The sequence below is a fragment of the Nocardioides sp. YR527 genome, from assembly GCF_900101045.1.
GTDB lineage: Bacteria > Actinomycetota > Actinomycetes > Propionibacteriales > Nocardioidaceae > Nocardioides.
Genome location: NZ_FNFN01000004.1, coordinates 419,784 through 443,839, shown reverse-complemented (window position 1 = coordinate 443,839; position 24,056 = coordinate 419,784). Strand labels below are relative to the sequence as shown.

Genomic DNA, 24,056 nt, shown 5'->3' with positions numbered 1-24,056 from the left:
GTCAGCCCAGCGGAACCGACCACTCCACCAAGGTCCCCTTCGGGGTCGCCGGCTCCACGGTGCACCGGCCCCCGTGGACCTCGGCTCGATGGCGCATGTTCGCCAGACCGCTCTCCATCGCGTCCTCGGGAATGCCTCGCCCATCGTCGCGCACGCGAAGCACGAGGTCGTCGGCGGCGGAGAGCGACACCTCCACCTCGCTCGCGTCCGCGTGACGCACCGTGTTCGACAGCGCTTCGCCGAGGACGGCGACGACGTCCTTGGCCAGCTCGGGTGAGGTCCGCAGCCGGATCGGACCGCGGAAGTCGAGGCGCGGGCGGAACTTGAGGGATGCCGCCGCCCGGTTGACCAGATCGGTGACCTGGGACTGGATGTCACCGCTGTGGGCGGGGGCGCCGAGCTCGAAGACCGCTCGCCGGAGATCGCGGATGGTGTCGTCGATGTCCTCGACCGCCTGGTCCAGGCGGGCGCGCAGCTTCGGGTTCTCGGCCAGGTTGAGGCCACCCTGGAGACGTAGGCCGATGACGAAGAGCCGCTGGATCACGATGTCGTGCAGGTCGCGACCGATCCGGTCACGGTCGTCGTAGACGGCCAGTCGCTGCCGCCCCTCACGGTCCTGAGCCAGTCGGATGGCCAGCGCCACCTGGCCCGCGAACGCGTCAGCGACGGCCAGGTCGATGTTCTGGGCCTGCTCGGCGTTCGCCCGCCGCCACGTCAGGGCGAGGACGCCCACCGCGTTCATCTCCTCCGACGGGTCGGTACGTCCCAGCGGCACGAGCACGCCGGGGCCCAGGTCGCTCATGTCGATGACCGCCGCGGCACTTCCACCCGCGGCGGCGCTCGCGATGTCCTCCACCACCATCGGCACGCCGTCGCTGATCGCCCGTCCCGCGACCGACTCTCGCAGCGGGGCACGCTTCAGCTCGTCGACGTCGACATCGGTGCCGGAGACCACCTCCACCCGCAGACGGTCGGCAGCGGGCCCCGTCACGATCCAGGCGACGTCGGCGCCCGAGATCTCACGAGCCCGGTCGACCACGAGCTGAAGGGCGGTGCCGCGGTCGATGTCCCCCATGAGTGCATTGGTGATCTCGGCGCGCGCATCGAGCCAGCGACTGCGGCGCGCGGCCTCCTCGGCCAGCAGGGCGTTCTCGATCGCGACGCCGGCAGCCGCTGCCAGGGCGACCACGATGCTCTCGTCCTGGTCGGTGAACTCCGCGCCGTCGGTCTTCTCGGTGAGGTAGAGGTTGCCGAACACCTTCTCACCGATGCGGACGGGTACACCCAGGAAGGAGCGCATCGGCGGATGGTGCGCGGGGAACCCGTAGGAGGCCGGATGCTCCTCGATGTCGTGCAGACGGACCGGCTCCGGATGGTCGATGAGCAGGCCGAGCAGACCGTGCCCGGTGGGCAGGTCTCCGATCCGGAGCTCCTGCTCGGGGGTGAGACCGCGGGTGATGAACAACCGCAACCGCCGCTCGCCGCCGCTCGCCAGGACCCCGAGCGCCGCGTACTTCGCCCCGGCCAGCGCCTTGGCGACTTCCACGATCCGGTTCAACAGGTCGTCGATCGACAACCCGGCGCCCATCGTGACGATAGCGTCGAGCAGCAGCCTCCACCGCACCTGCTCGTCTCGAGCGACGGTGACCCGGTCGAGCACTTCGGTCAACAGCTCGTCGAGCGGTGTGTTGCTCAGCGTCTTCTCTGCCGCGTCATCTCGTGGACGGCGTGGCCGTGGTGGCGTACGTCCCACGTCGACCCTCCACGTCCCATGAGTGGTACACCTCTTAACGTATCAGCCCTGCAACGTCTTGGTGACAAGTATCGCGGCCTGTGTTCGGCTCTCCAGACCCAGCTTGGCGAGCAGGGAGGAGACGTAGTTCTTGACCGTCTTCTCCGCCAGATGCATCTCCTTGCCGATCTGCCGGTTGGTCATGCCCTCGCCGATGAGCTCGAGGATCCGGCGCTCGTGGTTGGTCAGGTGCTCGAAGACCGAGTTGGACTTCGGCCCGCTGCGGATCCGCTCGAGGACCTGTGCGGTGACCGCAGGGTCCAACGTCGATCGGCCGGCGGCGACCTGGCGCACGGTCTCGACGAGGTCGGCGCTGCGGATCTGCTTGAGCAGGTAGCCGGCCGCGCCGGCCATGATCGCGGAGAACAGCGCGTCGTCGTCGTCGAAGGAGGTGAGGATGAGCGCGGCGATGCTGGGGTCGACCGAGCGGATGTCGCGACAGACATCGATGCCCGACCCGTCGGGAAGCCGGCCGTCGAGGATCGCGACATGGGGACGCAACGCGGGAATCCGGTGCCGGGCCTCCTCGGCGAGCCCGGACTCGCCCACGACGACGATGTCGTCCTCGTCCTCGAGGAGATCCTTGATCCCCCGGCGGATCACCTCATGGTCGTCGAGCAGGAAGACCCGGATGGGCTCTGCTGCGCTCTCGGGCTCTGCAGATTCGGTCACCTGCTCAACCTACGACCGATGACGGCGCTCGCCAATGCTCGTCTTACCCGTGCGCCGAGGACCAAGGTCCCGCGACGCACCCTCGGGAGCGCGCTCACGGCTGCCTGGTTCCGACCGGGTCATCGACGGGCTGCGACACCAGTGCCTCACCCGTCGGCGCGGACGGTTCCGGCGGGACGAGCCCGACCGGGTCGCTCCCGCCCTGGTCGAGCCGGAAGGGCGGATAGCTGTCGGTCATCAGGAAGACGTACGCCCCGACCCGGGCCGCCCACCGGTCCATCCCGAGGACGAGGTCGAAGATGCCCCGTGGGTAGCCGCGCCCGAACAGCAGCGCCACGCCGGCGAAGAGGACCAGAAGCCCGACGATCCCGCTCCCCCAGGCCCAGGTGGCGGGATCATCGCTGCCCTGCGCCACGTACAGGCCCCCGCCCAGGAAGAAGCCCAGGAGCAGCATGTGCGGGATCGCCAGCAGCCACGACTTCACCAGCACCAGACCGCGCGAGAGCCGCTCGGGGTAGGCGATGTGGAGGCGGGCCGGGTATCCGGGGACGTCCTCGAGCGTGAACGGCGGGTAGGCGTCGGTGCCGAGCGCGGCGTAGCCGTAGTAGTCCACCCGCCAGGTCCAGCGCAGGACGCCGAGGTTGAAGTCGAAGATCGCCCGCGGATAGCGGGCGGTGAACAGGATCGCGAACCAGGCGACGACGGTGAGCACGCTGAAGGCGATCCAGAGGAAGAGCAGGATGATGTAGTGCGGGATCAGCAGCAGCCACTTGACCAGCCACAGGGCTCGGCTGACCCGGGTGTCGAGCTGCCCCTCGAGCACCACCGGGGAATCGGATGAGTTCATGTCTTCAGCCTCCGCGCGGCCTGCCACGACGGCATCGGACCAAGGTCCTCTGGTCGGGGACGTGTGCCACTGCCTGCGTGCGTACGTTCGGCCGCAGCGTGGTGCCAACGGCACCGCGCAGGGGGCGCGGCGCCGACGGAAGGACGTGAACAAGATGCGAGCAGCCGTCGTCTACGAGTCGATGTTCGGCAACACCGCGACCATCGCCACCTCGGTCGCCAACGGTCTGCGCAGCGCCGGCGTGCACGTCCGGGTGATCCCGGTGACGGCGGCCGGCGACGACGTGCTCCGCACCCACGATCTGGTCGTGATCGGCGCCCCGACGCACGCGTTGGGCCTGAGCAGGCCGAGCACGCGCGCCGACGCCGTCCTGCGCGGCGCCCCCGCGGAGGTCGAGGCCCGCGGTGTCCGCGAGTGGCTCGAGGATCTCCAGGACGCGCACTCGGTACGCATCGCCGTCTTCGACACGCGGGCGCGGGCGATGCGCCACCTCCCCGGCTCGGCCGCCCGGCACGTCGCCCACCTGCTCCGCCGGCGGGGCTACGACGTCGCCCCCTCGACGAGCTTCTACGTCGGCGGCACGGAGGGACCCCTGGGCCGCCACGAGGAGGCCCGCGCCGGTGACTGGGCCACCGATCTCGGCCACCAGATGATGCGGCAGGTCGTGGTCTGAGATGTCGCCGCTCCCCGACGAGACGACCCTGCGGACGATCCTGGCGCTGGCGTGTCGCGCACCGTCGGTCCACAACACCCAGCCCTGGGCATGGGTCGTACGCGACCGGATGCTGTTGCTGCGCGCCGATCCGCATCGCAAGCTCCTCCACGCCGACCCGAACGAGCGCGATCTGGTGATGAGCTGCGGCGCTGTGCTGCACGAGCTCGTCGTGGCCGCGGCGGGCACGGGCTGGCACTGCGAGGTGCGCCGCACCCCCGAGGGGGGCCGCACCGATCTCCTCGCCGTGGTGACCTTCGCACGCCGCGAGCCCGACGTCGCCGATCTCGGCAGGCTCGCCGCCATCGAGCAGCGGCACACCGACCGTCGTCAGGTCTCGTCGTGGCCGGTGCCCCCCGAGCGCCTCGATCATCTCTCCGGTCTCGTGCGTGAGTACGGCGTCGTGGCCGGCACCGTTCCCGACTATCTGCGCCCGGTCGTCCTGGCGGCGCTGGAGAGTGCCCGTGCCCGACAGAGCACCGACGAGGCCTACCTGGCCGAGCTCTACTCTTGGACGCGCGGAGGCAGCGAGGACGGGATCCCGGAGTCCAGTCTCCTGACCGCGGACAGCGACCCAGCCTCCTTCACGCGGTTCCCGAGCGGCACCCTGGACGACGGCCACCGCGACACCGGTCCGTCCGCCGAGGAGTGGCTCGTCCTGGCGACCGCCTCGGACGACCCGGGCTCCTGGCTCCGCGCCGGTGAGGCGCTGGACGCGATCTGGCTCTCCTGCACCACCTCGGGGCTGGCCCTGGTGCCCTACACGCAGCCGATCGAGATCGGCACCACCCGGCGTACGCTGCAGCACGACCTGCTCGGTGACAACTCCTGCCCACAGGTCCTGGTGCGGATCGGCTGGCCACAGCGCCGGCAACCATCGCTGCCGCCGACCCCGCGGCGCTCGCTCGACGACGTCCTTCACCACGAGAGCGCCGCCTCTTCGTGAACGGACCCCGATCAGCTGCCGTTGTGCTCGATGGCGACGCGTGTGGTCTTCGGCTCCTCGATCGCGTACGGCACTCGGACCTCCAGCACGCCGTTGATGTAGGTGGCCCGCACCTCCTCGGGCTTGGCACCGGCCGGCAGCGGAAGCGTGCGCTCGAACGCGCCGTAGTGCAGCTCGCTCCGGTTGCGGGCGTGCTCCTCCTCCCGGCGCTCACCGCTGATCGTCAAGAGGTCACCGGCGACGTCGATCTGGATGTCCTTGTTCGGGTCGACCCCGGGCATCTCCGCGCGAATGACGTAGTTGTCGTCCTCGATGAAGTCCTCGACCCTGATGTAGGGCGTCGCACCGAATGAACGCATCGCCGCCGACTCCGACTCCAGCCAGCCCAGCAGGTCCGCGAGCGGGTTGGCCGGGCGCTTGATGATGGTGCTCATCTTCTTCTCCTCGGTCTGCGGGCGCCCGTGCGGCAGCCCGTGCGATCCCCAGTCTTGTTCCGATCGAGCCCGGCCTCACGAGACGTTGGTCATCTGTTCCGGGACCTCCGCCACCTGCCTCGTCCAGCCCGCGATGGTTGCCTGGGAAGGCAGCCCCGACGACAGCAGGAAGGTCCCTGATGCTCGCCTCATCCGACGTCGTGACCATCACCCTGAACCCGGCACTGGACGACTCCTTCTCCGTTCCCCGACTGATCCCGGGCAACAAGATGCGGTGCAGCTCACCCCGGATCGACCCCGGCGGCGGCGGCATCAACGTGGCCCGGGTGCTGCACGTGCTCGGGATCCCCACCCTGGCCGTCTTGCCGATGGCAGGCCATATCGGCCGAGCCCTGAGCGAGCTGCTCGAGATCGAGCGACTTCCGTTCGCAGGGGTCGAGGTGCCGGGCGAGACCCGGCTGAGCCACCACGTGACCGAGCTCGAGACCGGGTTGGAGTACCGATTCGTGCTACCGGGGACGGCGCTCTCCCGCACCGACCTGGATCGCTGCCTCCAGGTGGTGCGGCGCGAGGGACGCCACGCGGCGTACGTCGTCCTCAGCGGCAGCCTGCCGCCGGGAGTCTCCGCCGACGTCGTTCCTCGGGTGCGGTGCCTCAGCGATGCCCTCGGCGCCCGGCTCGTCGTGGATGCCTCCGGCGGCGCCCTCGCCCAGGCTCATGGGGCCTATCTGATCAAGCCGAGCGTGCGTGAGCTGGCGGAGCATCTCGGACGCGACCTGGACACGATCGCGGAACAGGTGGCGGGAGCACGGCAGCTGCTCGGTGCCACTGGCGCGAACGTCGTCGTTCTCTCCCGCGGTCACCTCGGGGTCGCGCTGGTGACCCCGACGGGTACGCAGCTGCTCCCCGCGGTCGCCGGAGATCTGGTCAGCGGCGTGGGTGCCGGCGACGCCCTCGTCGCCGGGATCATCGCCGGACTGACCCATGGCTGGGACCTGGCGAGGGCTGCTCGGCTCGGCCTCGCCTGCAGCGCGGCGATGATCGCGACCGCGGGCACCTCGATGTTCTCCCGCGACGATCTCACCGCGTTCACCGACGTCCTCCCGGACCAGATCGTCGGAGGGCGTCCAGCCCGGCTCGACGCGGTCTGAGCCCGGTGGCTTGATGCCCCACCTGCGGGGACCTTCGACACTGATCGGGAAGGCGTGGACGACGAAGACTGGAGGGCAAGAAAGGGGTTCGGCATGTCTCGCCACGCCGCCACACGAAGGTCCACCTCCCCTCCCCCGAGGCCCGGAGGCGACCGGCCCGGGCAGGCAGTGCCCCTGAACTCGCTGCTCGAGACGTGGGTCGCGGATCAGCTCATCACCTCCGAGCAGGCCGACAGGATCCTCGTCCGGGGTGACGTTCTCGTCCGGACACCCGCTGCGCGGCGGGAGCGCCCGCACGAGGAGCGTTCCTCGCTCGTCACCGAGGCGCTCGGCTATCTCGGCGGTGTCATCATCCTGGTCGCTGCGATCCTGATCGCGTCGCTGTACTGGGACCGGGTCGGCACGACCGCCAGGCTCCTCATCGCGGGCGGCGTCGCGGTCCTCCTGCTCGCCGCAGGGTTCGCCGTCCCTGAGCGTATCGGCGAGGTCGGGACCCGGCTTCGCTCGGTGCTGTGGCTGGTCTCCACCGGCGCGCTCGCCGGCTTCCTGGGTCTGCTCGGCACCGACGCTCTGGACCTGGCCGGCGAGCACGTGTTCCTGCTGGTCAGCTCGGGTGTCACGGCCTACGCCGCCGGCCTGTGGCTCATCAGCCGCACACTCGTCCAGCAGCTGGTCATGATGGCGGGCACCATGCTGACCGCGGCGGCGCTCACCAACGAGCTCGGGGTCGGTGACGCGCTCCCAGGTTTCGCCGTCTGGGGCGTCGGCCTGATCTGGATGGTTCTCGGCTGGGGTGGCGTACTGCGGCCGAGACAGCTCGTCATGGCGTTCGGGGCCGCCGGGGCGTTCGCCGGCGCGATGACGACGATCCCGACGTATGCCGGCATCGCCCTGGCCCTGGTGACCTCGGTCGCCGTCGTCGCGACCGCGGTCCTGTGCCGCGACCTCCTGCTGCTCGCCGTCGGCGCGCTCGGAACGCTCTTCGCGCTGCCCTCGGCGGTCATCGAGCTGTTCCCCGGCGACCTGGTGGCACCGATCGTGATGCTCGTCGTGGGCGCCCTGCTCCTCGGAGCCGGGTTGTTCATCGCGCGCCGCCGGCACACGGGGCCGCGGACGACGGCCCGGGGCCTCCCCGCAGGCACGCCCGCTGCCGCGATCAAGGCGGCCACGGTGGCCGGAGTCGTCGTGGCGGCCGTGATCGTGACCCTGGCCGTGACCTGAGACGCCGCCGCGTCCCGGCGCGCGGCCGGGCTGCTACCGGTGTCGACCGCGACGGCTCTTCGGCGTTCGTCATCGGGTCGCGTCCAGGACCGCGACGCCACGCACCCGGTCCTCGGCGAGGTCGGTCAGCGCCCGGTCGGCCTCACTCATGGCGTACGAAGTGACCTCGGCTCGCAGGTCCAGCCGGCCGGCGAGCCGGAAGAGCTCGGCCCCGTCGGCGCGTGTGTTGGAGGTGACGCTGGTGAGTGTTCGCTCGCGGAAGAGATGGCGCTGGTAGTCGAGAGGTGGGAGGTCGGAGAGGTGGATGCCGGCGACCGCGCAGGTCCCGGAGGGGCCCAGACCGGCGAGCGCCTCGCGGACGACCTCGCCCGCCGGCGCGAACACGATCGCGGAGTCGAGCGGCGGGACTGCACCGCCGGGCGCGACCGCGGAGGCCGCGCCGAGGTCGAGCGCGAGCCCGCGTGCCACCTCGCCGCGGCTGACGACGTGCACCTCGGCTCCCTGACGGATCGCGATCTGCGCGGTCAGATGTGCGCTCGCCCCGAACCCGTACAGCCCCAGGCGGCCTCCCGGTGGGAGGGCCGAGCGCCGCAGGGCCCGGTATCCGATGATCCCCGCGCACAGCAGGGGCGCCGCCTGGCTCGGTTCCAGCGAGTCCGGGATCCGGTAGAGGTACGCGGTCGGGGCGACGGCGTACTCGGCGTAGCCGCCGTCGGCGTCCCACCCGGTGTATCGGGACTGCTCGCAGAGGTTCTCCGCGCCCGTCCGGCACCAGCGGCAGTGCCCGCAGGTGGAGCGCAGCCACGGCACTCCGACCCGGGTGCCGATACGCGGCCCGCCGGCGTCATGGTCGAAGCGGACCAGCACGCGGCCCACGATCTGGTGCCCCGGCACCACCGGGCTGCGGCGCGCGGGAAGGTCGCCGTCCACGACATGGAGGTCGGTCCGGCACACACCACACGCCTCCACCCCGATCAGGACCTCGCCCGAGGTCGGCTCCGGGACGACGAGCTCACCGATCGACAGGCGGCCGTCGCCTCTCGTCCGCCACCCCCTCATCGTCGTCATCAGGTGTCCTCACCGGGACCGACGGGCGGGAGCAGGCTTCTCAGGGCGGGCTCCGAGACCGGCGGCACCGGTTGCAGCCGGACCTTCGCATCGACGACCGAGACGCCACGCTCGTGCACGATCAGGGGATTGAGGTCGATCTCGGCCACCTCGGGCAGATCGTCTGCGAGACGCCCGAGGGACACCAGGAGATGCTCGACGGCGGCGGCGTCCGCCGGCGGTGCGCCGCGGTATCCCGCCAGCAGCGGCGCGGTGCGCAGGTCCCGGAGCGCGGCAGCGGCATCGGAGCGGCTGAGCGGAGTCAGCCGGAAGCTGCGGTCGCCGATCAGCTCGGTGTAGGCGCCGCCGTATCCCACCATGACCAGCGGCCCGAAGAGCTCGTCCTGGGTGACGCCGGCGATCAGCTCGACGCCGGCGGCGACCTGGCGCTGGACGATCAGGCCCGGATGCTCGACCCGGACGCCGAGGAGCGCGTGCGCGGCGACGCGTACCTCGTCGGGACTCCTCAGACCGACGCGAACGCCACCCACATCGGTGCGATGCGCGATGGCGGGGTCGGCGACCTTGAGCACGACCGGGTAGCCCACCCACTCGGCTGCGTCGACGGCTTCCTCGGCACCGTCGGCGAGCACGCTCGGCAGGACCCCGATCCCGTACGCAGCCAGCAGCTGACGCGTGTCCGGCTCGGCCAGCCGGCCCCCTTCCGGGCTCACCCGCAGCGTCCGGGCGATCACATCGCGAGCAGTCGCGCGGCTACCAGGAGGCGCCTCGGTGACGGGGGTGTGGGGCCGGGCGCGCCAGTCCGCATACCTGACGATCGGGCCGAGGGCACGCGCGGCATCCTCCGGGAACGCGAAGACGGGTACATGGCCGCTCCCGACGCTGATGGGTCGGCCCGGACCGTGCGGGTCGAGCATGACGGCCACGGTCGCGACCGGCGGTGCGGTCTGTTCCGGATCGGCACGCACCGCGGTGCGCAGCGCACGCGTGAAGGCTGCGTACGGGAGAGCCGGCAACGGTGTACGCAAGGCGATCAGCATGTCGACCTCGCCACTGCGGGTGAGCGTCGAGAGCACCTCGGAGTAGGCCTCCCAGCCGATGCCGGAACCGAGGTCGATGGGCATCTGGACCGACGACGCGTCGGGCACGATCGCCCGGATCGCGGCCATGGTCTCCGCGCTCAGCGTGGCGAGCCGCAACCCTTCGCTCTCGCAGGCGTCGGCGGCCAGGACGCCCGGCCCGCCGGCATTTCCGACGATCCCGACCCGGCGCCCACCCGGCAGGGGCTGGTTCGCGATCACGCTGGTGGTCTGCAGCAGCTGCTCGAGGCTGTGCACGCCGATCACCCCGCACTGCCGGAAGAGCGCGTCGACCGCCTCCGCGGACGTCACCGCCGAGGCGGTGTGGCCGACCGCCGCCCGCCGGCCGGCTTGGCTGCTGCCCCCGACCAGGGCGACGACCGGCGTGTGGTCGGCCAACCGCCGGGCCAGGCGCGAGAACTTGCGCGGGTTGCCGAACGACTCCAGATAGAGCGAGACCACCTCGGTTGCCTCGTCCTCGGCGGCGTACATGAGGAGGTCGTTGCAGCTGACGTCGGCCTTGTTGCCGGCGGAGATGAACGCCGAGAGCCCCACGCCGAGCTCGTCGGCCCGTTGCAGCGCGGCGATCCCGACCGCCCCGGACTGCGCCATCATCGCCACGCTCCCGCGACCGGTCGAGGTGGGCGAGAAGGTGGCGTCCAGGCGGACGTCGGGGTCGGTGTTGGCGATCCCGAGACAGTTGGGCCCCACCACGCGCATGCCCGACTCGCGGGCGACCGCCAGGACCTCGTCCTGCAGGCGTCGCCCGTCCGGGCCCGCCTCGGCGAAGCCGCTGGAGAGGATCACCAGGTCGCGTACGCCGCTGCGGGCACACTCCTCCACGACCTTCAGCACCTCGGCCGCGGGCACCGCGACCACGGCCAGGTCCACCGGCCCGACGTCGAGCACCGACGGGTGGCAGCGCTGTCCCAGCAGGAAGTCGCAGTGAGGGTTGACGGGGTGGACGGTGCCGGCGAACCGCGCCCGCAACAGGTTGCGCACGACCTGGTGGCCGGGGTGGTCCGCGCGCCGGCTCGCGCCGATCACGGCCACCGAGCGCGGCCGCAGCAGCGCGGCGACGGAGTCGGCGTCCGTCCGCTGCTCGCGGGAGATCATCGCCTCCAGCACGCGCTCGGTGAGCCGCACCGGGAAACGTACCTCGACGGTGTCCTCGTGCGAGGTCGAGGTGAGGTCGAACCCTGCGTGCCGCAGGACGTCGAACGCGGGGGCGTTGTCAGCCATCACGTACGCCACCAGGTCCGTCACGCCCGCTCCGGTCGCCGCGACGGCCAGGTGCTCGAGGAGAAGAGTGGCCACGCCGTGATGGGCATACCGGTCGGCGACGACCAGGGCCAGCTCGGCCTCCCCGTCCGCGCCCGTCCTCGTGCCGCTCGCCAGCCCGATGATGCGGCCCTCGACGACGATCACCTTGGCGACCGCCTCGCCCGCGGCCAGCCGCGGCAGCAGATCCTCGACGAAGCGGAGGCCGTCGAGCTCCCCGACGTGGAAGAACCGCTCGTAGCGATGGCGCTCGGAGAGCAGGTCGTGGAGCTCGACCAGCTGGTCCCGGTCCCCCGCCACTGCATCGCGTACGCGCGCGATCGTGCCGTCCCGCAGGAGCACGTCCTCCCCGGTCATCCTTACCTCCTGCTGTCGTTCTCCGCGCAGTGCCATGTCGTCGGGTAGTGCCATGGGCACCAGCGAACCGCCTGAGGACCGCCCGCCGTGAGAGAACGGAGTCCGAGGGCTCGGGGCCGTACGTCCTCCGCAATGGGGACGTTCGGCCATCCGAGCCTCACCCGGTGAGGATCCGGCGGCGAAGTGCCCACGAGCCGACCCCGAACAGGACCGCCGCGAACGTGGCGAGCACCCCCAGCTCGGGCAGGACGTCGAGCACCGTTCCGTCGTGTCGCACCAGCGTCGCGAAGCCGTCGGCGGCCCAGGCGTGCGGGGTCAGATGGGCGATGGTGAGCATCGTGGGCGAGTAGAACTCGAGCGGCATCATCGAACCGCCGAGAGCCGAGATCCCGAGCCCGGCCAGTAGGCCGATCGCGACGGACTGCTGGGTGTTTGCGGCGGCCGCCCCGAGCACCAGCCCGGCTCCTCCCGCGACGGTCGCGAACGACAGCAGCATCAGCGCAGCGGCGACCGGGTCGCCCCACGAGACGCCGAACAGCACGGCGGCGCCGACCATGATGACCAGACCCTGCACGACCGCGATCGCCACCCGGCCGAGAGCCTCCCCCGCCACGATCGTGGAGACCCGGGTGGGAGTGGCGAACATCCTGCGCGCGACTCCGAGCCGCCGGGTCTCGATCAGTGACGCCGCCGTCGTCATGGACGTGACGAAGGTGAACAGCAGCAGCTGGCTGCTCGCGCCGAGGTCGAAGCGGCCGAGGTCCTCGGGGAGCGGCGCGGACCCGACCGTGGTGGTCGACACGGCCACGTCGGCGACTCGGCCCGCGAACGCGTCCCCGCGGACGAGATTCTCATCGAGCCCGCCCCCGAGCTCGCGCTGCAGGGTTCTGGCCACCCGGTACCGCCCGGCCTGGTCGTCGACGACGGCACGGACGATCATGCCGATCTGCTGGGCGTTGCGGTCTGCGCGCGAGAGGTACCGCACCGCGGTGTCCTGTCCGTCCTCGAGCCGGGTGTCGTACGTGTTCGGGATGAGGACCGCGGCCTCGAGGCCTCCGTCCTCGACCGCCTCGACCGCCTCGGCGCGGCTCTCCACGCGGCGTACGTCGATGCCCTCGGCGTCCTCGAGAGCCACGACCAGATCACCCGCGAGCGCGCCCGTCGCCGGTGACACCACCCCGACCCGGGGCTCGTACCCGCCACCGAACGCGACACCCAGGACCGTGATCATCAGCAGAGGAAAGAGCACGAAGAAGAAGGCACTGGTGCGGTCCTGCAGGGAGCGGCGGAGGTTGGTCCACGCGATCATGAGCGCGGTCACGGCGCCACCGTCCGCCCGATCCGCAGCAGCGCGACTCCCGTGGTGACCGCGGCGATGCCCAGCAGGACCGCGACCGACGGGAGCGCCCCAGCGGCCCCACCGCCGCCCGCGAGGTCGCCCAGACCGCCCAGGAACCAGGCGTGCGGCGTCACCAGGCTGAGGTTCGCGATCACCGCACCTGCCTGCCGCACCGGGAAGAACGCGCCGCCCAGGAGGCCCAGGGTCACGGCGACGACTGCCTGCCAGGTCCCGGCCTGCTCGGAGGTTCTCGCCAACGAGGCGATGACGGAGGTGATGCCGGTCCCGGCCAGCACCCCGGAGACGACCAGGAGTCCGACGCCGAGCGGGTCGCCCCAGCGGGCACCGAGCATCGCCGCGCTGGCCACCAGCAGGACCGTCAGGCTGACGATGCCGAGGACCACGCTGGTGAGCAGCTTCCCGGCGAGGATCTCCCAGCGGCGTATCGGTGCCGCCAGGAGGCGGGCCAAGGTGCCCTCGCCACGCTCGTCGATCAGCGAGGAGACGCCGAACTGGACCGTGAACAGCAGGAAGAAGACCGCCATCGCAGCCGCGAAGTAGGTCTTCGCGTCGAGCACCCGCGCGGTCGCGGAGACATCCTCGACCACCACCGGCGAGACGTCGTGCACGGTCTCCTGCGCGACCCGCTCGATCTCGGCGGGGGTCAGCGCAGGGCGCGCGGCCCGGACCGCGGCCACCGCCACCCGGGCCGCGTCGAGGCCCTCGACGTAGGACCGGGCGACCGAGCGCGCCACGACGGTCGCCGTGGGTGAGTCGGCGCTGCCGATCACCCGCAGCTCGGCGGGACGTGGGCTCGCGACGTCCGCGGCGAACCCCGGCGGCAGCACGAAGGCGGCGTCCAGGTCGCCGTCCCGAACGCCGGCCCGGGCCTCCGGCTCGTCGACCTCGCTCACCTCCGCGACGCCCTGTGCCTGCAGTGCACCGAGCACGTCGACCGTGAAGGCCCGCGACGCGGCGGTGCCGTCCAGATCGACGACGGCGTAGTCGAAGGCTCGTGGGGTGGCCGCAGGCCCGAACAGCAGGCTGAAGACCGCGGCCAGCACGAAGGGAACCACGATGGCGAGCAGGAAGGCGGACCGGTCGCGGGCGCGCTGCCTCAGGTCCTTGGCCGCGATCTGCAGGCTGGGGTGCATCGTCAGTCACGCAGCCGCTTGCCGGTCAGGCGGAGGAAGACCGTTTCCAGGTCCGGCTCGTCCACGCTGACCGAACGCACCGTGCCCTGGGCGGCGGCGACCTGGATCACCTGCGGGAGTGCCGACTCGGCGTCCGGCACGAGCACGTCGATCGCATCGTCCGTCGCGGTCGCACCGGTGACGCGCGGGAGGTCACGTAGGGCGGCGACCGCACGGGTCGAGTCACCCTCGAGGGTGAGGCGGATGTGCTCGGAGTCACCCAGCCGCGCAGTCAGCTGCCGAGGCCTCCCCTCGGCGATCAGGCGCCCGAGGTCCATGATCGCGACCCGGTCGCAGAGTCGCTCGGCCTCCTCCATGTAGTGGGTCGTGTAGAGAACCCCCATCCCCTCGGTGCTGAGCCGCTCGACGCTGCCCAGGATGGCGTTGCGGCTCTGCGGGTCGACGCCCACCGTGGGCTCGTCGAGCACCAGAAGACGGGGTCGGTGGATCAGGCCGACCGCGATGTTGAGCCGACGCTTCATTCCTCCCGAGTACGTCTCCACCCGGTCGCTCGCCCGCTCGGTCAGCCCGACGATGTCGAGGACCTCCGCGACCCTGCTCCGGGCCCGGCGGCGACCGATCCGGTACAGCGAGGCGAAGAAGAGCAGGTTCTCCCGACCGGTCAGGTCGGGGTAGAGCGCGACGTCCTGGGGCACGTACCCGATGGCCGCCTTGGCCGTGAGGGCACCGGGATGCATCTCGACACCGTCGACCAGCACCGAACCCGAGTCGGCCTCCAGTACGCCAGAGACCATCGAGATCACGGTCGTCTTGCCGGCCCCGTTCGGGCCGAGGAGGCCGTACGTCTCCCCTGCGTGTATCCGGAACGAGACGGCGTCCACCGCCTGGACCGCTCCGAAGGACCGGCGCAGATCGGTGCACCGCAGCACGTCCCCCACCGCCGTCGGCGGCGCGACCTCGGCCGCGTGCGTCGAGGAGGTCTCGACGTTCATGGTGTCGAAGAAACCGGAGGAACGACCTCGACGGGACATGCGGACTCACGCAGCAGAGCATGGCCGGTGCCGCCCAGGCGGCGCAGCGGGAACGCGTGCCCGCGTCGGCCGATGACCAGCAGGGCTGCCTTCTTCGTCGCCTCGGCGACCACCCGGGCCGGCTGACCCCGGCGTACCTCGATCCACGCGTCGACCCCGGCAGAGTTCGGAACCAGCTGCCGGGCACGTTCGAGGGTCTGCATCAGCTGATGACGCGCGTCCGCCGCCAGGCCTGCCGCATCCAGCTGCCCCAGCGTCGACTCGTAGTAGACGGCCGGGACGTCCCATCCATGGACGATCACCAGACCGCCACCACGGTCCACCGCCTCTGCGAGGGCTCGGGCGACCAGGTCCGTGGAGGTGTCGCAGTCGGCGACAGCCACGACCACCATGCGGGCGTCGCGGGCCTCGCGGGCGTCGGGCCAGGCGGCCGGCACGATCACGACGGGTACCGGTGCGCGTGAGGCGACCCGGCCGGTCACCGAGCCCGTCACGATGCGGGACAGGCCGTGGTGGCGCTCGTCGCCGAGAACGACCATCGTGGAGTCGGCCGCCGCGTGCACGAGCTCCGTCACCACTCCCCCGTCCAGGAGCGTCGTGGTCACGTTCTCCGCCCCGACGAGCTCGGCGGCTTCCTTCTCCGCGTGCTCGAGTGCGGTCGCCCCGGCCTCGCGAATCTGGTCCGCGAGGCCCGAATAGCCGTAGGGGTAGAAGACGCCCGTCGCGATGGCGAGGTCGATCACATGGACGAGCCACAGTCCGGCACCGCTTCGACCGGCTCGCTCGGCGGCATGCCGGATCGCGGCTCGGCCGCCCTCTCCCCCATCGATGCCGACCAGGATCCGGTCGTGCTCGGCCATCTTCCCTCCTGCGGGCTCAGTGTGTGCGTCGGGTGTTGCTCCCAATCTCGCCGGGCCTCTTCACGGGTGTCAGGGCCATCGGTGCCGCGAGTGCGGGACCTAGGTCCGGCAGCAGGACGGATGTCCGGCCGGCCGAGGACCAATGGACCTGCGGCAGTGCACCTGGGTCGGCAAGAGTCGGGCGGAGGGGCTCGAGCGAAGTCCCGCGGAGGAGGCGACCTTGACCGCCGGGCAGGCCGAGGGCGACGTCGTGGACGAGGAGAACGGTGGGCTGAGCTCCGCCGAGGCCGCGGCACAGCTCGACCGGTTCGGGCCGAACGAGCTCGCACGCCCGCCACGGCGCCCCTGGTGGCGGCTGCTCGTCTCCCAGCTCACGCACTTCTTCGCGCTGCTCCTGTGGGGTGCCGCGGCCCTCGCCCTGCTGGCCGGGATGCCGACCCTGGCCGTGGCCATCGCGGTCATCGTCCTGCTCAATGGCGTGTTCGCCTACGCCCAGGAGCATCGTGCCGACCGGGCCGCCCAGAAGCTGGGCTCCCTGATGCCCGCCAGCACGCGCATCCTCCGCGACGGCCGGATGCAGGAGGTCTCGGCGGCCCAGGTGGTCCCCGGCGACGTCGTGCTGCTCGAGGCGGGCGACAGGGTGCCCGCCGACGGGACCCTCCTGCGCAGCGAGGAGGTCGCCGCCGACGAGTCGATGCTCACCGGCGAGAGCGTGCCGGTGCACAAGCCCGTGGGCACCGAGATCCGTGCTGCCACGTTCCTGGTCCAGGGAAGCGGCCGCGCCCTCGTCACGGCGACGGGCGCACGGACCGAGGTGGCTTCGGTCGCAGGCCTCATCTCCAGCGCCCGAAGGCCACCGAGCCCGCTGGACCGCGAGCTCGACCGGCTCGTCAGGATCATCGCCGCCGTCGCACTGACGGTGGGAGTCGTCCTGGGCGTGATCTCGCTGCTGCTCGGCGGGACGGCGACCGGCGCGCTGCTCTTCGCAGTCGGGGTCAGCGTCGCCCTCGTCCCCGAGGGGCTGCTGCCCACCGTGACCCTGTCCCTGGCCCGAGGTGCCCAGCGGATGGCGGAGAGCAAGGCCCTGGTGCGGCACCTGGAGGCCGTCGAGACGCTCGGTTCCACCACGTTCATCTGCACCGACAAGACCGGCACGCTCACGCGCAACGAGATGACGGTGGTGGAGATCTGGACGCCGGCTGGACGCGTGGTGCCGCAGGGCGTCGGCTACGAGCCCACGGGCAGCGTGTCGGGCGAGCAGGCCGCGGTACGTACGGCAGCCGAGGCCGCAGGCGCCGCACGCGCCTGCGTCACCGGGCGTGCCGTCCTCGAGGACGGGGCGTGGCACCCCGCGGGGGACCCGATGGAGGTCGCCATCGATGTCGTTGCGGCTCGCTTGGACACCGACCGCACGGACCCGAGGATCCGGGTGCCGTTCGTCACCGAGCGGCGCTTCAGCGCCGCCGTGGTCGGCGGTCGCGGTTACTTCCTCGGGGCCCCTGAGCGGATCCTGCCCGGGTGCGGTCCCCCGGGTGAGGCCGCTGCTCCGGTCCTGACGGCCTACGCCGACGAGGGACGGCGGGTGGTCGCCGTGGCCAGGTCCGGCACCCGTCGAGAGCCCAGCACGTCCGCGGAGCTCGCCGACCTCCTGGAAGGTCCGATGGAGCTGCTCGCTCTGCTGGCCATCGAGGACCCACCGCGAGACGGCGTACGCGAGGCCCTGGAGTCGTGCCGGACGGCCGGGATCCGGGTGGCGATGATGACCGGTGACAACGCCCGTACGGCCGCAGCCATCGCCACGGAGGTCGGCCTTCTTCGACCGGGCGGTGTCGTCGTGGAGGGTGCCGGGCTTCCTGCGGAGGACGCGGCGCTGGCGGACCTCCTCGACGACGCCAGGGGCGCTGTGGTCGCCCGGGTCACGCCCGCCGACAAGCTCAGGATCGCGAACGCGCTGCGGCTGCACGGCCACGTGGTCGCGATGACCGGCGACGGCGTCAACGACGCCGCCGCCCTCCGCGGCGCGGACGTCGGCGTGGCGATGGGGCTCGGGGGCAGCGACGTCGCCCGGGACGCGGCCGACCTGGTGCTGCTCGACGACCACTTCGCCACGATCGTCAAGGCGATCGAGCTGGGCAGGGCGACGTACGCCAACATCCGCCGGTTCCTGACCTTCCACCTGACCGACAACGTGGCCGAGCTCGCGCCGTTCGCGGTGTGGGCGCTCTCGGGCGGCTCGATACCGCCCGCGCTCGGTGTGCTCCAGATCCTCGCGCTCGACATCGGAACGGACATGCTGCCCGCCCTGGCTCTGGGGGCGGAGCCTCCCAGCAGGCGGACCATGGACGGTCCTCGTCCGCGGGAGCGGGTGGCCAGTGGCTCGGTGCTGCACCGCGCGTTCCTGGTGCTCGGGCCTGTCGAGGCCGTCGCCGCCGTCGCCGCCTTCGTCTGGGTCCTGACCGGTGGCGGGTGGGAGCCCGGTGCGACACCAGGCGCCACCTTGCTCACGCAGGCCTCGGGGACCGCCTTCGCGGTGATCGCGATCAGCCAGGTCGCCAACGCGTTCGCGTGCCGCAGCGAGTCGCGACCGGCATGGCGCGTCGATCCGCGCCGCAACCCGCTGGTGCTGGCCGCCGTCGCGGTCGAGATCGTGCTGCTCGCGGCCTTCCTCGGTCTGCCGTGGCTCTCCGAGATGCTCGGCGGCAGCTGGCCCTCCGCCGAGGGCTGGTGGTGGGCGCTCGGCGCGGGGTCGGCCCTGCTGCTCGTCGACCGGGTCCACAAGGCCTGGCGCAGCATCCGCCGCCGATCGACCACGGCTTGAGGACCAGGTCGGAGATTCGGGTCAGCCGTCGTGGCGGCGGGACAGGTGTCCGATCGGCCGTCCCACAGCGATCGCGAGTCCCGGCAGGCCGGGACGGCGTCGCCCGCCTCGAGACGTACAACGTCGCCCCGCACCAGCTCGGCCGCGTCGACGTCGCTCACCCGTCCGTCCCTGAGCACCTGGGCGCGCGGAGCCGCCAGCCTGCTCAGGGCCGCCATGGCCTGCTCGGCACGCCGCTCCTGCACGACTCCGATAGCGGTGTTGACCACGACCACGACCGCGATGACGCTCGCGTCCGGCACATCTCCCAGGGCGAGGACCACCACGAATGCGGCCCCGAGCAACAGGATCATCGGGTCCCGCAGCTGCGTCACGACCCGAGCGGCCAACGTGGTCGGCGGAGCCGCAGGCACCGCATTGGGGCCGTCCCGCGCCAACCGGAGCGCCGCCTGCGCGGCCGTGAGCCCACCGGACCGAGGGTCTGCGTGTGTCGGCACCGGCCTCAGCTCCGCACCTGAGTGCCCGCCGTGCCCGCGAGCACTCCGTCGACCTCGTCGAGACCCCCGATGGCCGCGCGTCGACCGGTCCGACGGGTGAAGGCGCAGACGGCGGCCACCTTCGGTCCCATCGATCCTGCGGGGAACCGCATCGAGGACAGCTCGGCAGGACTCACCTCCCGCAGCAACGTCTCGGCGGGACCGCCGAAGTCCCGGAGCACGCCCTCGACGTCGGTGAGGACGAGCAGCAGGTCGGCATCGAGCGTCTCGGCGGCGAGGGCCGCGACGTGGTCCTTGTCGACCACCGCGTCGACGCTCTCGTATCGATGGTCACGGACCACGACAGGCACTCCGCCGCCGCCGGCGAGCACGACGGTGACGCCCGCGTCGAGAAGGCGCTCGGCCACGGGGAGCTCGACGATGCCGCAGGGAAGCGGAGACGCCACGACCCGTCGCCAGCCATCCTGGACGGCTCGGAAGGCCCAGCCGTGGCGGCCTGCGAGACCGCCGGCCGCCGACTCGTCGTAGAACTGGCCGATGAGCTTGGTCGGCTCCTGGAACGCCGGGTCCTCGGGGTCGACGACGGTCTGGGTGACCAGGGTCACCACGTCGCCCGCGCCCTCATCGACGAGTGCCTGCTGGAGCCAGAGTCCGATCAGGCCCTGGGACTCAGCGACGAGGTCGGCGAGCGGATAGGGCTCGGACAGGCTCGTATCGGCACCGCTCTGGAGCGCGAGCAGTCCGACCTGGGGTCCGTTGCCGTGAACCACCACGAGCTCGTGCTCGCGGGCGATCCCCGCGAGCGCGGCCGCAGCAGTCGCCACGTGCCGGCGCTGGGGTGCGGCGTCCGGCCGCTCACCTCGCCGCAGCAGGGCGTTGCCGCCGATGGCGACGACGATCCTCATCTCATCTCTCCTCAGCCGGCAGCATCAGCCATCACCAGGGGTCTTCCGTCATGGATCGCGACTGCTCCAGCACACTCCTGACCGCGACCCGGCAGGAGTGCCGGGTGGTCCGGACCGTGATGACGTTCGTCCGTCGGCTCGATGACGAAGGTCCTTCCGTCGGGCCGAAGGTCTTGTGCCGACGGGACCTTGCACTCATGACCGCTTTCGCCCTGCTCCACGAGGCTCTCCCCATAGCAATCGAAACCTTGCCACGGAGTTGATCATGCTGGTCCGAGAGATCATGACCTCATCGCCCGTCACCGCACGGAGAGACACTCCCGTCCGGGAGGCGCTCGCGCTTCTTCGTGACCATCACATCACCGCGATGCCGGTGGTGACCTCCTCGGGACAGGTCTGCGGCGTCGTCGCCGAGATCGACCTGATCCGCGACCGTGTCCTGCCGGACCCGCGCGCCCACCTGCTCTCACCGGATCCGGTGACCGAGCTGCCCCCCGCGTACGTCGAGCGGGTGATGAACCCGGTGACGGTCGCCGTGCGCGATGGCTCGGAGGTGTCGGTCGCCGTGGACATCATGGCCGAGCGGGCTCTGAAGAGCCTGCCGGTCCTCGATGACGACGACGTCCTGGTCGGTGTGATCAGCAGAAGCGACGTGGCGGCCGCCCTGGCCCGCGACGACGACACGCTGGATCAGGAGCTCACCACGCTCATCACCAAGCTCGGGCACCCCGACTGGCTCGTCGTGGTCGCCGACGGGAGTGTCGTGATCAGCGGGCCGAACACGCCGAAGGACCGCGCCCTGGCCGAGTCCGCCGCGGCGACGGTCGCCGGAGTCACCCGGGTGCGGATCGACCAGCCGGAAGCCTTGAACACCGAGGAGTGACCTCACCATGAGACGCCTCGCCATCGTCGTGGTAGCGGCGGCAGCCGGCACCGCTCTCCTCCTCCCGACAGCAGCCGCTGCGGCAGACGGGCGTGAGTTCGGGCAGCATGTCGTCCACTACACCCAGGCCGTCGGTTTCGACGGCACGCACAACCCGGGCATGCACCAGGGATTCCACGGCTTCACCGCCGACCACGTGTGCGTGATGACATGACCACCCCGGCCGAGCCCGTTCCCGCCGCGCCCGTCCTCGTCGGCATCCTGGACCCGTCGACACAGACCGCGCTGCTGGAGCATGCCGGTCGCCTGGCGGCGACCGGCGGACACCCGCTGCGTCTGGTGTACGTCGTCCAGGCCAATGTCCTGTTCGGGGATCCGATCCTCGGGCTCCCCGGCGCGATGGAGCCGCGGTCGATGATCATCGACGACTCCGCGGTCGGACGGCTGGCCGAGCAGCGTCTGTCCGAGGCGACCGCTCGCATCCGAGACATCGTCGACGGCGCGGTCGAGGTCACCGGCGAGCTGTTGCGCGGCCATGCGGCGCACGTCCTGATCAAGGAGTCCGAAGGCGCTCACCGGGTCATGCTCCAACGCCGGGCGATCTCCCGCGTCCGCCGGGTCTTCACCGGGTCCGTCTCCGCCCACGTCGCCGCGCACGCCCACTGTCCGGTCACCGTCGTCCCCGAGGGTTGGTCGGCCGATGGACGCACCGGCGTCGTCGTCGGCGTCGGCAACGACAAGACCGACGACCAGGTGCTGGCTCATGGCCTCGACGAAGCGAGCCGCCTGGACGAGCCGGTGACAGTTCTCCACGGTCTCGACCTGATGGCTCTCCACGGCGAGTTCGCCGACCACGTCACGACCCACGAATGGAAGACACGCGCCGAGCGATACCTGGCGGACCTCATCGAGAGAGCTCGGTCGCAGGCGCCCGAGAACGCTCGGACATCGCTCGAGGGCCGGGTCCTCGCCGAGGCACCTGCCGATGCGCTGGTGGCAGCCGGGGACGCCGCCACCCTCCTCGTCGTGGGACGCGCATCGCACCTTCTTGCCTTCCCACATCTGGGTGGCGTCACCCGGGCCCTGCTGCGTGAAGCTGCCTGCCCGGTCGACGTGCTTCCGCTGCCGGGGTGACGGACTCGACCGTCCCGAACCGCAGGCCCGATCGCTTGGCCTATCCCTTCACCGCCCCCTCGAGCCCCTCGCTGTGCAGGAAGAGCCGCTGGAAGAGGAGGAAGAAGAGGATCGGCAGCGCCGCGGAGATCGCCATCGCGGCGAGCAGGACGGAGAGGTCGGTGGTCGGGGCGATGGACGGCAGCCGGACCGCGATGGGCTGCTTGGCCGGGTCGGGCAGCACGATCAGGGGCCAGATGAAGTCCTTCCACGCGGCCAGGACGGCGAAGACCGACACCACACCGAGCACCGGCCGCGACATCGGCAGGACCACCGACCAGAAGAGCCGGTACGGCCCGGCGCCGTCGATCCGCGCGGCGTCCAGGATCTCGCGGGGCAGGCTGTCGAAGAACCGCTTCATGATCACCACGTTGAACGCCGAGGCGCCCGCGGGCAGGAAGGCGCCTGCGTACGTCCCGACCAGGGACCAGTGCACGACCGGCAGGCTCAGCACGGTGAGGTAGAGCGGGACGAGCAGCAGCACGATCGGCACGAACATGGTGGCGAGCACGGCTGCGTAGATGATCCGTCCGAACCGCGGCCGAAGCACCGAGAGCGCATAGCCCGCGGTCGTGGCGACCAGCACCTGGACGGCCCAGGACCCGGCGGCGATGACCACCGTGTTGACCAGGTAGGCCGACAGGCCGAGCTCGGTCCACGCCTGCGTCACGATCGAGAGGTCCGGCCCGTTCGGCCACAGCGAGATCGGCGAGCGCAGCGTGTCCTGGGTGGGCGTCACCGCCGACTTCGCGAGCCACAGCAGCGGCCCGAGACAGACCACCACCAGTGCGAGCAGCATCGCCGCCTGCACACCGCGGAGACCCCAGCGCACCGACGTACGCCGCCGGTCGAGGGAGGAGACGAAGCTCATCAGTCGCTCCAGCCGCGAGTCAGCCGGAAGTAGATCCACGACAGCAGCGCCAGCCCGACCGCCATCATCAGGCTCAGCGCGGTCGCCGGGCCGTAGTCGCCGCCGCCGGTGGTGCTGCCGAAGGCGTACTCGTAGATCAGGAGCAGCAGCGTCAAGGACGCGTGCGAGGGACCGCCGCCGGTGAAGAGGTAGGGCTCCAGGAAGACCTGGGCGGTGCCGATGATCTGGAGGATCAAGGTGATCAGCAGGACCGGGCGAAGGTGCGGCAGGGTGACGTGCCAGACCTTGCCGAGCACGCCCGCGCCATCGGCCGAGGCGGCGTCGTAGAGCTCCTGCGGCACCGTGGTCAGCGCCGCGAGATAGATGATCACCGTGCCGCCGGCCGCGGCCCAGGTCGCCTCCATCACCAGCGAGGGCAGCACCCAGTCGGCCGACTCCAGCCACGGCACCGGCCCGAGCCCGACCCAGCCCAGGACCGTGTTGAACACTCCCCCGGACCCGGCGTCGTAGAAGGTCTTCCACAGCAGCACCGCCACCGCCGGCGGCACCACGACCGGCAGGTAGGCCAGGCAGGCGTAGAGGCCGCGCAGCTTCCGCAGCGAGCTGAACACCACCGCCATGACCAGCGGGATCGGGTAGCCGAAGACGAACGCGATCGCCGCGAAGACGGCCGTGTTGCGCAGCGCCACCGGGAGCAGCGGGTCGCTGAGCACGGTGCGGAAGTTGTCCAGGCCCACCCATGCCGCGGGCCCGACGAGGTTGGTCTCCTGCAGGCTCATGACCACGGTCCGGGCGATCGGCCACCACGAGAACAGCCCGAAGACGAGGAGCATCGGCAGCAGGAAGACCACGGTCGCCGCGCTGCCGCGCCACCACCTCGCGAGCCCGGAGACGAAGGACGTACGCCGGCGAGCCGGCCCTCTCACGAGGGCCGGCCCACTCACGCGGGAGATGTCGACGGCCAC

21 protein-coding genes and 1 pseudogene are annotated in these 24,056 nt (G+C 71.4%); 8 read left to right on the top strand and 14 right to left on the bottom strand.

Features of this window, described 5'->3' with window-relative positions; all coding sequences use genetic code 11:
- Nucleotide 1 precedes the first annotated feature (1 nt).
- The 3 genes from BLT25_RS14710 to BLT25_RS14700 form a co-directional block, all read right to left on the bottom strand.
- Nucleotides 2–1,753: a sensor histidine kinase gene (locus tag BLT25_RS14710; protein WP_091047181.1), complete on the bottom strand. Its 1,752-nt coding sequence runs from the start codon at nucleotides 1,751–1,753 to the stop codon at nucleotides 2–4.
- 42 nt (nucleotides 1,754–1,795) lie between these two features.
- The gene (locus BLT25_RS14705) at nucleotides 1,796–2,464 is read right to left on the bottom strand and encodes a response regulator (RefSeq protein WP_218131343.1); all 669 of its coding nucleotides are present in this window, start codon (nucleotides 2,462–2,464) and stop codon (nucleotides 1,796–1,798) included.
- Nucleotides 2,465–2,558: 94 nt separating this feature from the next.
- Nucleotides 2,559–3,311, bottom strand: coding sequence for a DUF4389 domain-containing protein (locus BLT25_RS14700; protein ID WP_091047178.1), 753 nt, complete (start codon nucleotides 3,309–3,311; stop codon nucleotides 2,559–2,561).
- On the opposite strand from BLT25_RS14700, the gene BLT25_RS14695 reads away from it, so the two are divergent.
- Nucleotides 3,310–3,984 carry a flavodoxin family protein gene (locus tag BLT25_RS14695; protein WP_218131342.1) on the top strand — a complete coding sequence of 225 codons (675 nt, stop codon included), beginning with the start codon at nucleotides 3,310–3,312 and terminating at the stop codon, nucleotides 3,982–3,984. The genes BLT25_RS14700 and BLT25_RS14695 overlap by 2 nt on opposite strands.
- 1 nt (nucleotide 3,985) lies before the next feature.
- A complete protein-coding gene (locus BLT25_RS14690; protein ID WP_091047175.1) occupies nucleotides 3,986–4,969 on the top strand; it encodes an Acg family FMN-binding oxidoreductase in 984 nt (327 codons plus the stop codon).
- Between the two features lie 11 nt (nucleotides 4,970–4,980).
- Here BLT25_RS14690 and BLT25_RS14685 read toward each other — a convergent pair whose 3' ends face one another.
- Nucleotides 4,981–5,403: an Hsp20/alpha crystallin family protein gene (locus BLT25_RS14685; protein ID WP_091047173.1), complete on the bottom strand. Its 423-nt coding sequence runs from the start codon at nucleotides 5,401–5,403 to the stop codon at nucleotides 4,981–4,983.
- A gap of 179 nt (nucleotides 5,404–5,582) precedes the next feature.
- Between BLT25_RS14685 and BLT25_RS14680 the strand changes: the two genes are divergently transcribed.
- Both BLT25_RS14680 and BLT25_RS14675 read left to right on the top strand, forming a co-directional pair.
- Nucleotides 5,583–6,554, top strand: a complete 972-nt coding sequence (locus tag BLT25_RS14680; protein ID WP_091047171.1) for a 1-phosphofructokinase family hexose kinase — start codon at nucleotides 5,583–5,585, stop codon at nucleotides 6,552–6,554.
- Between the two features lie 168 nt (nucleotides 6,555–6,722).
- Nucleotides 6,723–7,775 (top strand): DUF2157 domain-containing protein, encoded by a 1,053-nt coding sequence (locus BLT25_RS14675; RefSeq protein ID WP_176883907.1) that lies wholly within the window; start codon nucleotides 6,723–6,725, stop codon nucleotides 7,773–7,775.
- Between the two features lie 69 nt (nucleotides 7,776–7,844).
- Here BLT25_RS14675 and BLT25_RS14670 read toward each other — a convergent pair whose 3' ends face one another.
- From BLT25_RS14670 to BLT25_RS14645, 6 genes are all read right to left on the bottom strand, one after another.
- Nucleotides 7,845–8,843, bottom strand: a complete 999-nt coding sequence (locus BLT25_RS14670) for a zinc-dependent alcohol dehydrogenase family protein (RefSeq protein ID WP_256328609.1) — start codon at nucleotides 8,841–8,843, stop codon at nucleotides 7,845–7,847.
- Nucleotides 8,843–11,560 carry a bifunctional acetate--CoA ligase family protein/GNAT family N-acetyltransferase gene (locus tag BLT25_RS14665; RefSeq protein WP_176883905.1) on the bottom strand — a complete coding sequence of 906 codons (2,718 nt, stop codon included), beginning with the start codon at nucleotides 11,558–11,560 and terminating at the stop codon, nucleotides 8,843–8,845. The genes BLT25_RS14670 and BLT25_RS14665 overlap by 1 nt, the downstream gene beginning before the upstream one ends.
- Before the next feature lie 157 nt (nucleotides 11,561–11,717).
- Nucleotides 11,718–12,881, bottom strand: coding sequence for an ABC transporter permease (locus tag BLT25_RS14660; protein WP_091047164.1), 1,164 nt, complete (start codon nucleotides 12,879–12,881; stop codon nucleotides 11,718–11,720).
- Nucleotides 12,878–14,053 (bottom strand): ABC transporter permease, encoded by a 1,176-nt coding sequence (locus tag BLT25_RS14655; RefSeq protein WP_091047161.1) that lies wholly within the window; start codon nucleotides 14,051–14,053, stop codon nucleotides 12,878–12,880. The genes BLT25_RS14660 and BLT25_RS14655 overlap by 4 nt, the downstream gene beginning before the upstream one ends.
- Nucleotides 14,054–14,055: 2 nt before the next feature.
- The gene (locus tag BLT25_RS14650; RefSeq protein WP_091047159.1) at nucleotides 14,056–15,045 is read right to left on the bottom strand and encodes an ABC transporter ATP-binding protein; all 990 of its coding nucleotides are present in this window, start codon (nucleotides 15,043–15,045) and stop codon (nucleotides 14,056–14,058) included.
- Complete coding sequence (locus BLT25_RS14645) at nucleotides 15,042–15,944, bottom strand: universal stress protein (protein WP_091047157.1); 903 nt, start codon at nucleotides 15,942–15,944, stop codon at nucleotides 15,042–15,044. The genes BLT25_RS14650 and BLT25_RS14645 overlap by 4 nt, the downstream gene beginning before the upstream one ends.
- A gap of 220 nt (nucleotides 15,945–16,164) precedes the next feature.
- Between BLT25_RS14645 and BLT25_RS14640 the strand changes: the two genes are divergently transcribed.
- Nucleotides 16,165–18,762: a cation-translocating P-type ATPase gene (locus BLT25_RS14640; RefSeq protein WP_218131341.1), complete on the top strand. Its 2,598-nt coding sequence runs from the start codon at nucleotides 16,165–16,167 to the stop codon at nucleotides 18,760–18,762.
- A gap of 98 nt (nucleotides 18,763–18,860) precedes the next feature.
- Here the strand turns inward: BLT25_RS14640 and BLT25_RS30715 are convergent.
- Both BLT25_RS30715 and BLT25_RS14630 read right to left on the bottom strand, forming a co-directional pair.
- A pseudogene (locus BLT25_RS30715) lies at nucleotides 18,861–19,259 on the bottom strand (cation-transporting P-type ATPase); the annotation flags it as partial.
- A gap of 5 nt (nucleotides 19,260–19,264) precedes the next feature.
- Nucleotides 19,265–20,164 carry a carbamate kinase gene (locus tag BLT25_RS14630; RefSeq protein ID WP_091047153.1) on the bottom strand — a complete coding sequence of 300 codons (900 nt, stop codon included), beginning with the start codon at nucleotides 20,162–20,164 and terminating at the stop codon, nucleotides 19,265–19,267.
- Nucleotides 20,165–20,447: 283 nt separating this feature from the next.
- Between BLT25_RS14630 and BLT25_RS14625 the strand changes: the two genes are divergently transcribed.
- Genes BLT25_RS14625 through BLT25_RS14615 form a run of 3 tightly spaced genes read left to right on the top strand, consistent with a single transcriptional unit; the run spans nucleotide 20,448 to nucleotide 22,181 of the window.
- Nucleotides 20,448–21,047: a CBS domain-containing protein gene (locus BLT25_RS14625; protein ID WP_176883903.1), complete on the top strand. Its 600-nt coding sequence runs from the start codon at nucleotides 20,448–20,450 to the stop codon at nucleotides 21,045–21,047.
- A 7-nt stretch (nucleotides 21,048–21,054) separates the two neighbouring features.
- The gene (locus BLT25_RS14620; RefSeq protein ID WP_091047149.1) at nucleotides 21,055–21,261 is read left to right on the top strand and encodes a hypothetical protein; all 207 of its coding nucleotides are present in this window, start codon (nucleotides 21,055–21,057) and stop codon (nucleotides 21,259–21,261) included.
- Nucleotides 21,258–22,181 carry a universal stress protein gene (locus BLT25_RS14615; RefSeq protein WP_091047146.1) on the top strand — a complete coding sequence of 308 codons (924 nt, stop codon included), beginning with the start codon at nucleotides 21,258–21,260 and terminating at the stop codon, nucleotides 22,179–22,181. The genes BLT25_RS14620 and BLT25_RS14615 overlap by 4 nt, the downstream gene beginning before the upstream one ends.
- Before the next feature lie 40 nt (nucleotides 22,182–22,221).
- Here BLT25_RS14615 and BLT25_RS14610 read toward each other — a convergent pair whose 3' ends face one another.
- On the bottom strand, nucleotides 22,222–23,091 hold the full coding sequence (locus BLT25_RS14610; RefSeq protein ID WP_091047144.1) for a carbohydrate ABC transporter permease: 870 nt from the start codon (nucleotides 23,089–23,091) through the stop codon (nucleotides 22,222–22,224).
- Nucleotides 23,091–24,056, bottom strand: a complete 966-nt coding sequence (locus BLT25_RS14605) for a carbohydrate ABC transporter permease (RefSeq protein WP_256328608.1) — start codon at nucleotides 24,054–24,056, stop codon at nucleotides 23,091–23,093. Before BLT25_RS14605 ends, BLT25_RS14610 begins: the two co-directional genes overlap by 1 nt.

Excerpts from the sequence above, each read along its gene's own strand:
- BLT25_RS14695 (WP_218131342.1), top strand. The coding sequence starts at position 3,310 with ATGTCTTCAGCCTCCGCGCGGCCTGCCACGACGGCATCGGACCAAGGT.
- BLT25_RS14700 (WP_091047178.1), bottom strand. The coding sequence starts at position 3,311 with ATGAACTCATCCGATTCCCCGGTGGTGCTCGAGGGGCAGCTCGACACC.
- BLT25_RS14690 (WP_091047175.1), top strand. The coding sequence starts at position 3,986 with ATGTCGCCGCTCCCCGACGAGACGACCCTGCGGACGATCCTGGCGCTG.
- BLT25_RS14685 (WP_091047173.1), bottom strand. The coding sequence starts at position 5,403 with ATGAGCACCATCATCAAGCGCCCGGCCAACCCGCTCGCGGACCTGCTG.
- BLT25_RS14680 (WP_091047171.1), top strand. The coding sequence starts at position 5,583 with ATGCTCGCCTCATCCGACGTCGTGACCATCACCCTGAACCCGGCACTG.
- BLT25_RS14670 (WP_256328609.1), bottom strand. The coding sequence starts at position 8,843 with ATGACGACGATGAGGGGGTGGCGGACGAGAGGCGACGGCCGCCTGTCG.
- BLT25_RS14665 (WP_176883905.1), bottom strand. The coding sequence starts at position 11,560 with ATGACCGGGGAGGACGTGCTCCTGCGGGACGGCACGATCGCGCGCGTA.
- BLT25_RS14655 (WP_091047161.1), bottom strand. The coding sequence starts at position 14,053 with ATGCACCCCAGCCTGCAGATCGCGGCCAAGGACCTGAGGCAGCGCGCC.
- BLT25_RS14650 (WP_091047159.1), bottom strand. The coding sequence starts at position 15,045 with ATGAACGTCGAGACCTCCTCGACGCACGCGGCCGAGGTCGCGCCGCCG.
- BLT25_RS14645 (WP_091047157.1), bottom strand. The coding sequence starts at position 15,944 with ATGGCCGAGCACGACCGGATCCTGGTCGGCATCGATGGGGGAGAGGGC.
- BLT25_RS14630 (WP_091047153.1), bottom strand. The coding sequence starts at position 20,164 with ATGAGGATCGTCGTCGCCATCGGCGGCAACGCCCTGCTGCGGCGAGGT.
- BLT25_RS14625 (WP_176883903.1), top strand. The coding sequence starts at position 20,448 with ATGACCTCATCGCCCGTCACCGCACGGAGAGACACTCCCGTCCGGGAG.
- BLT25_RS14620 (WP_091047149.1), top strand. The coding sequence starts at position 21,055 with ATGAGACGCCTCGCCATCGTCGTGGTAGCGGCGGCAGCCGGCACCGCT.
- BLT25_RS14615 (WP_091047146.1), top strand. The coding sequence starts at position 21,258 with ATGACCACCCCGGCCGAGCCCGTTCCCGCCGCGCCCGTCCTCGTCGGC.
- BLT25_RS14610 (WP_091047144.1), bottom strand. The coding sequence starts at position 23,091 with ATGAGCTTCGTCTCCTCCCTCGACCGGCGGCGTACGTCGGTGCGCTGG.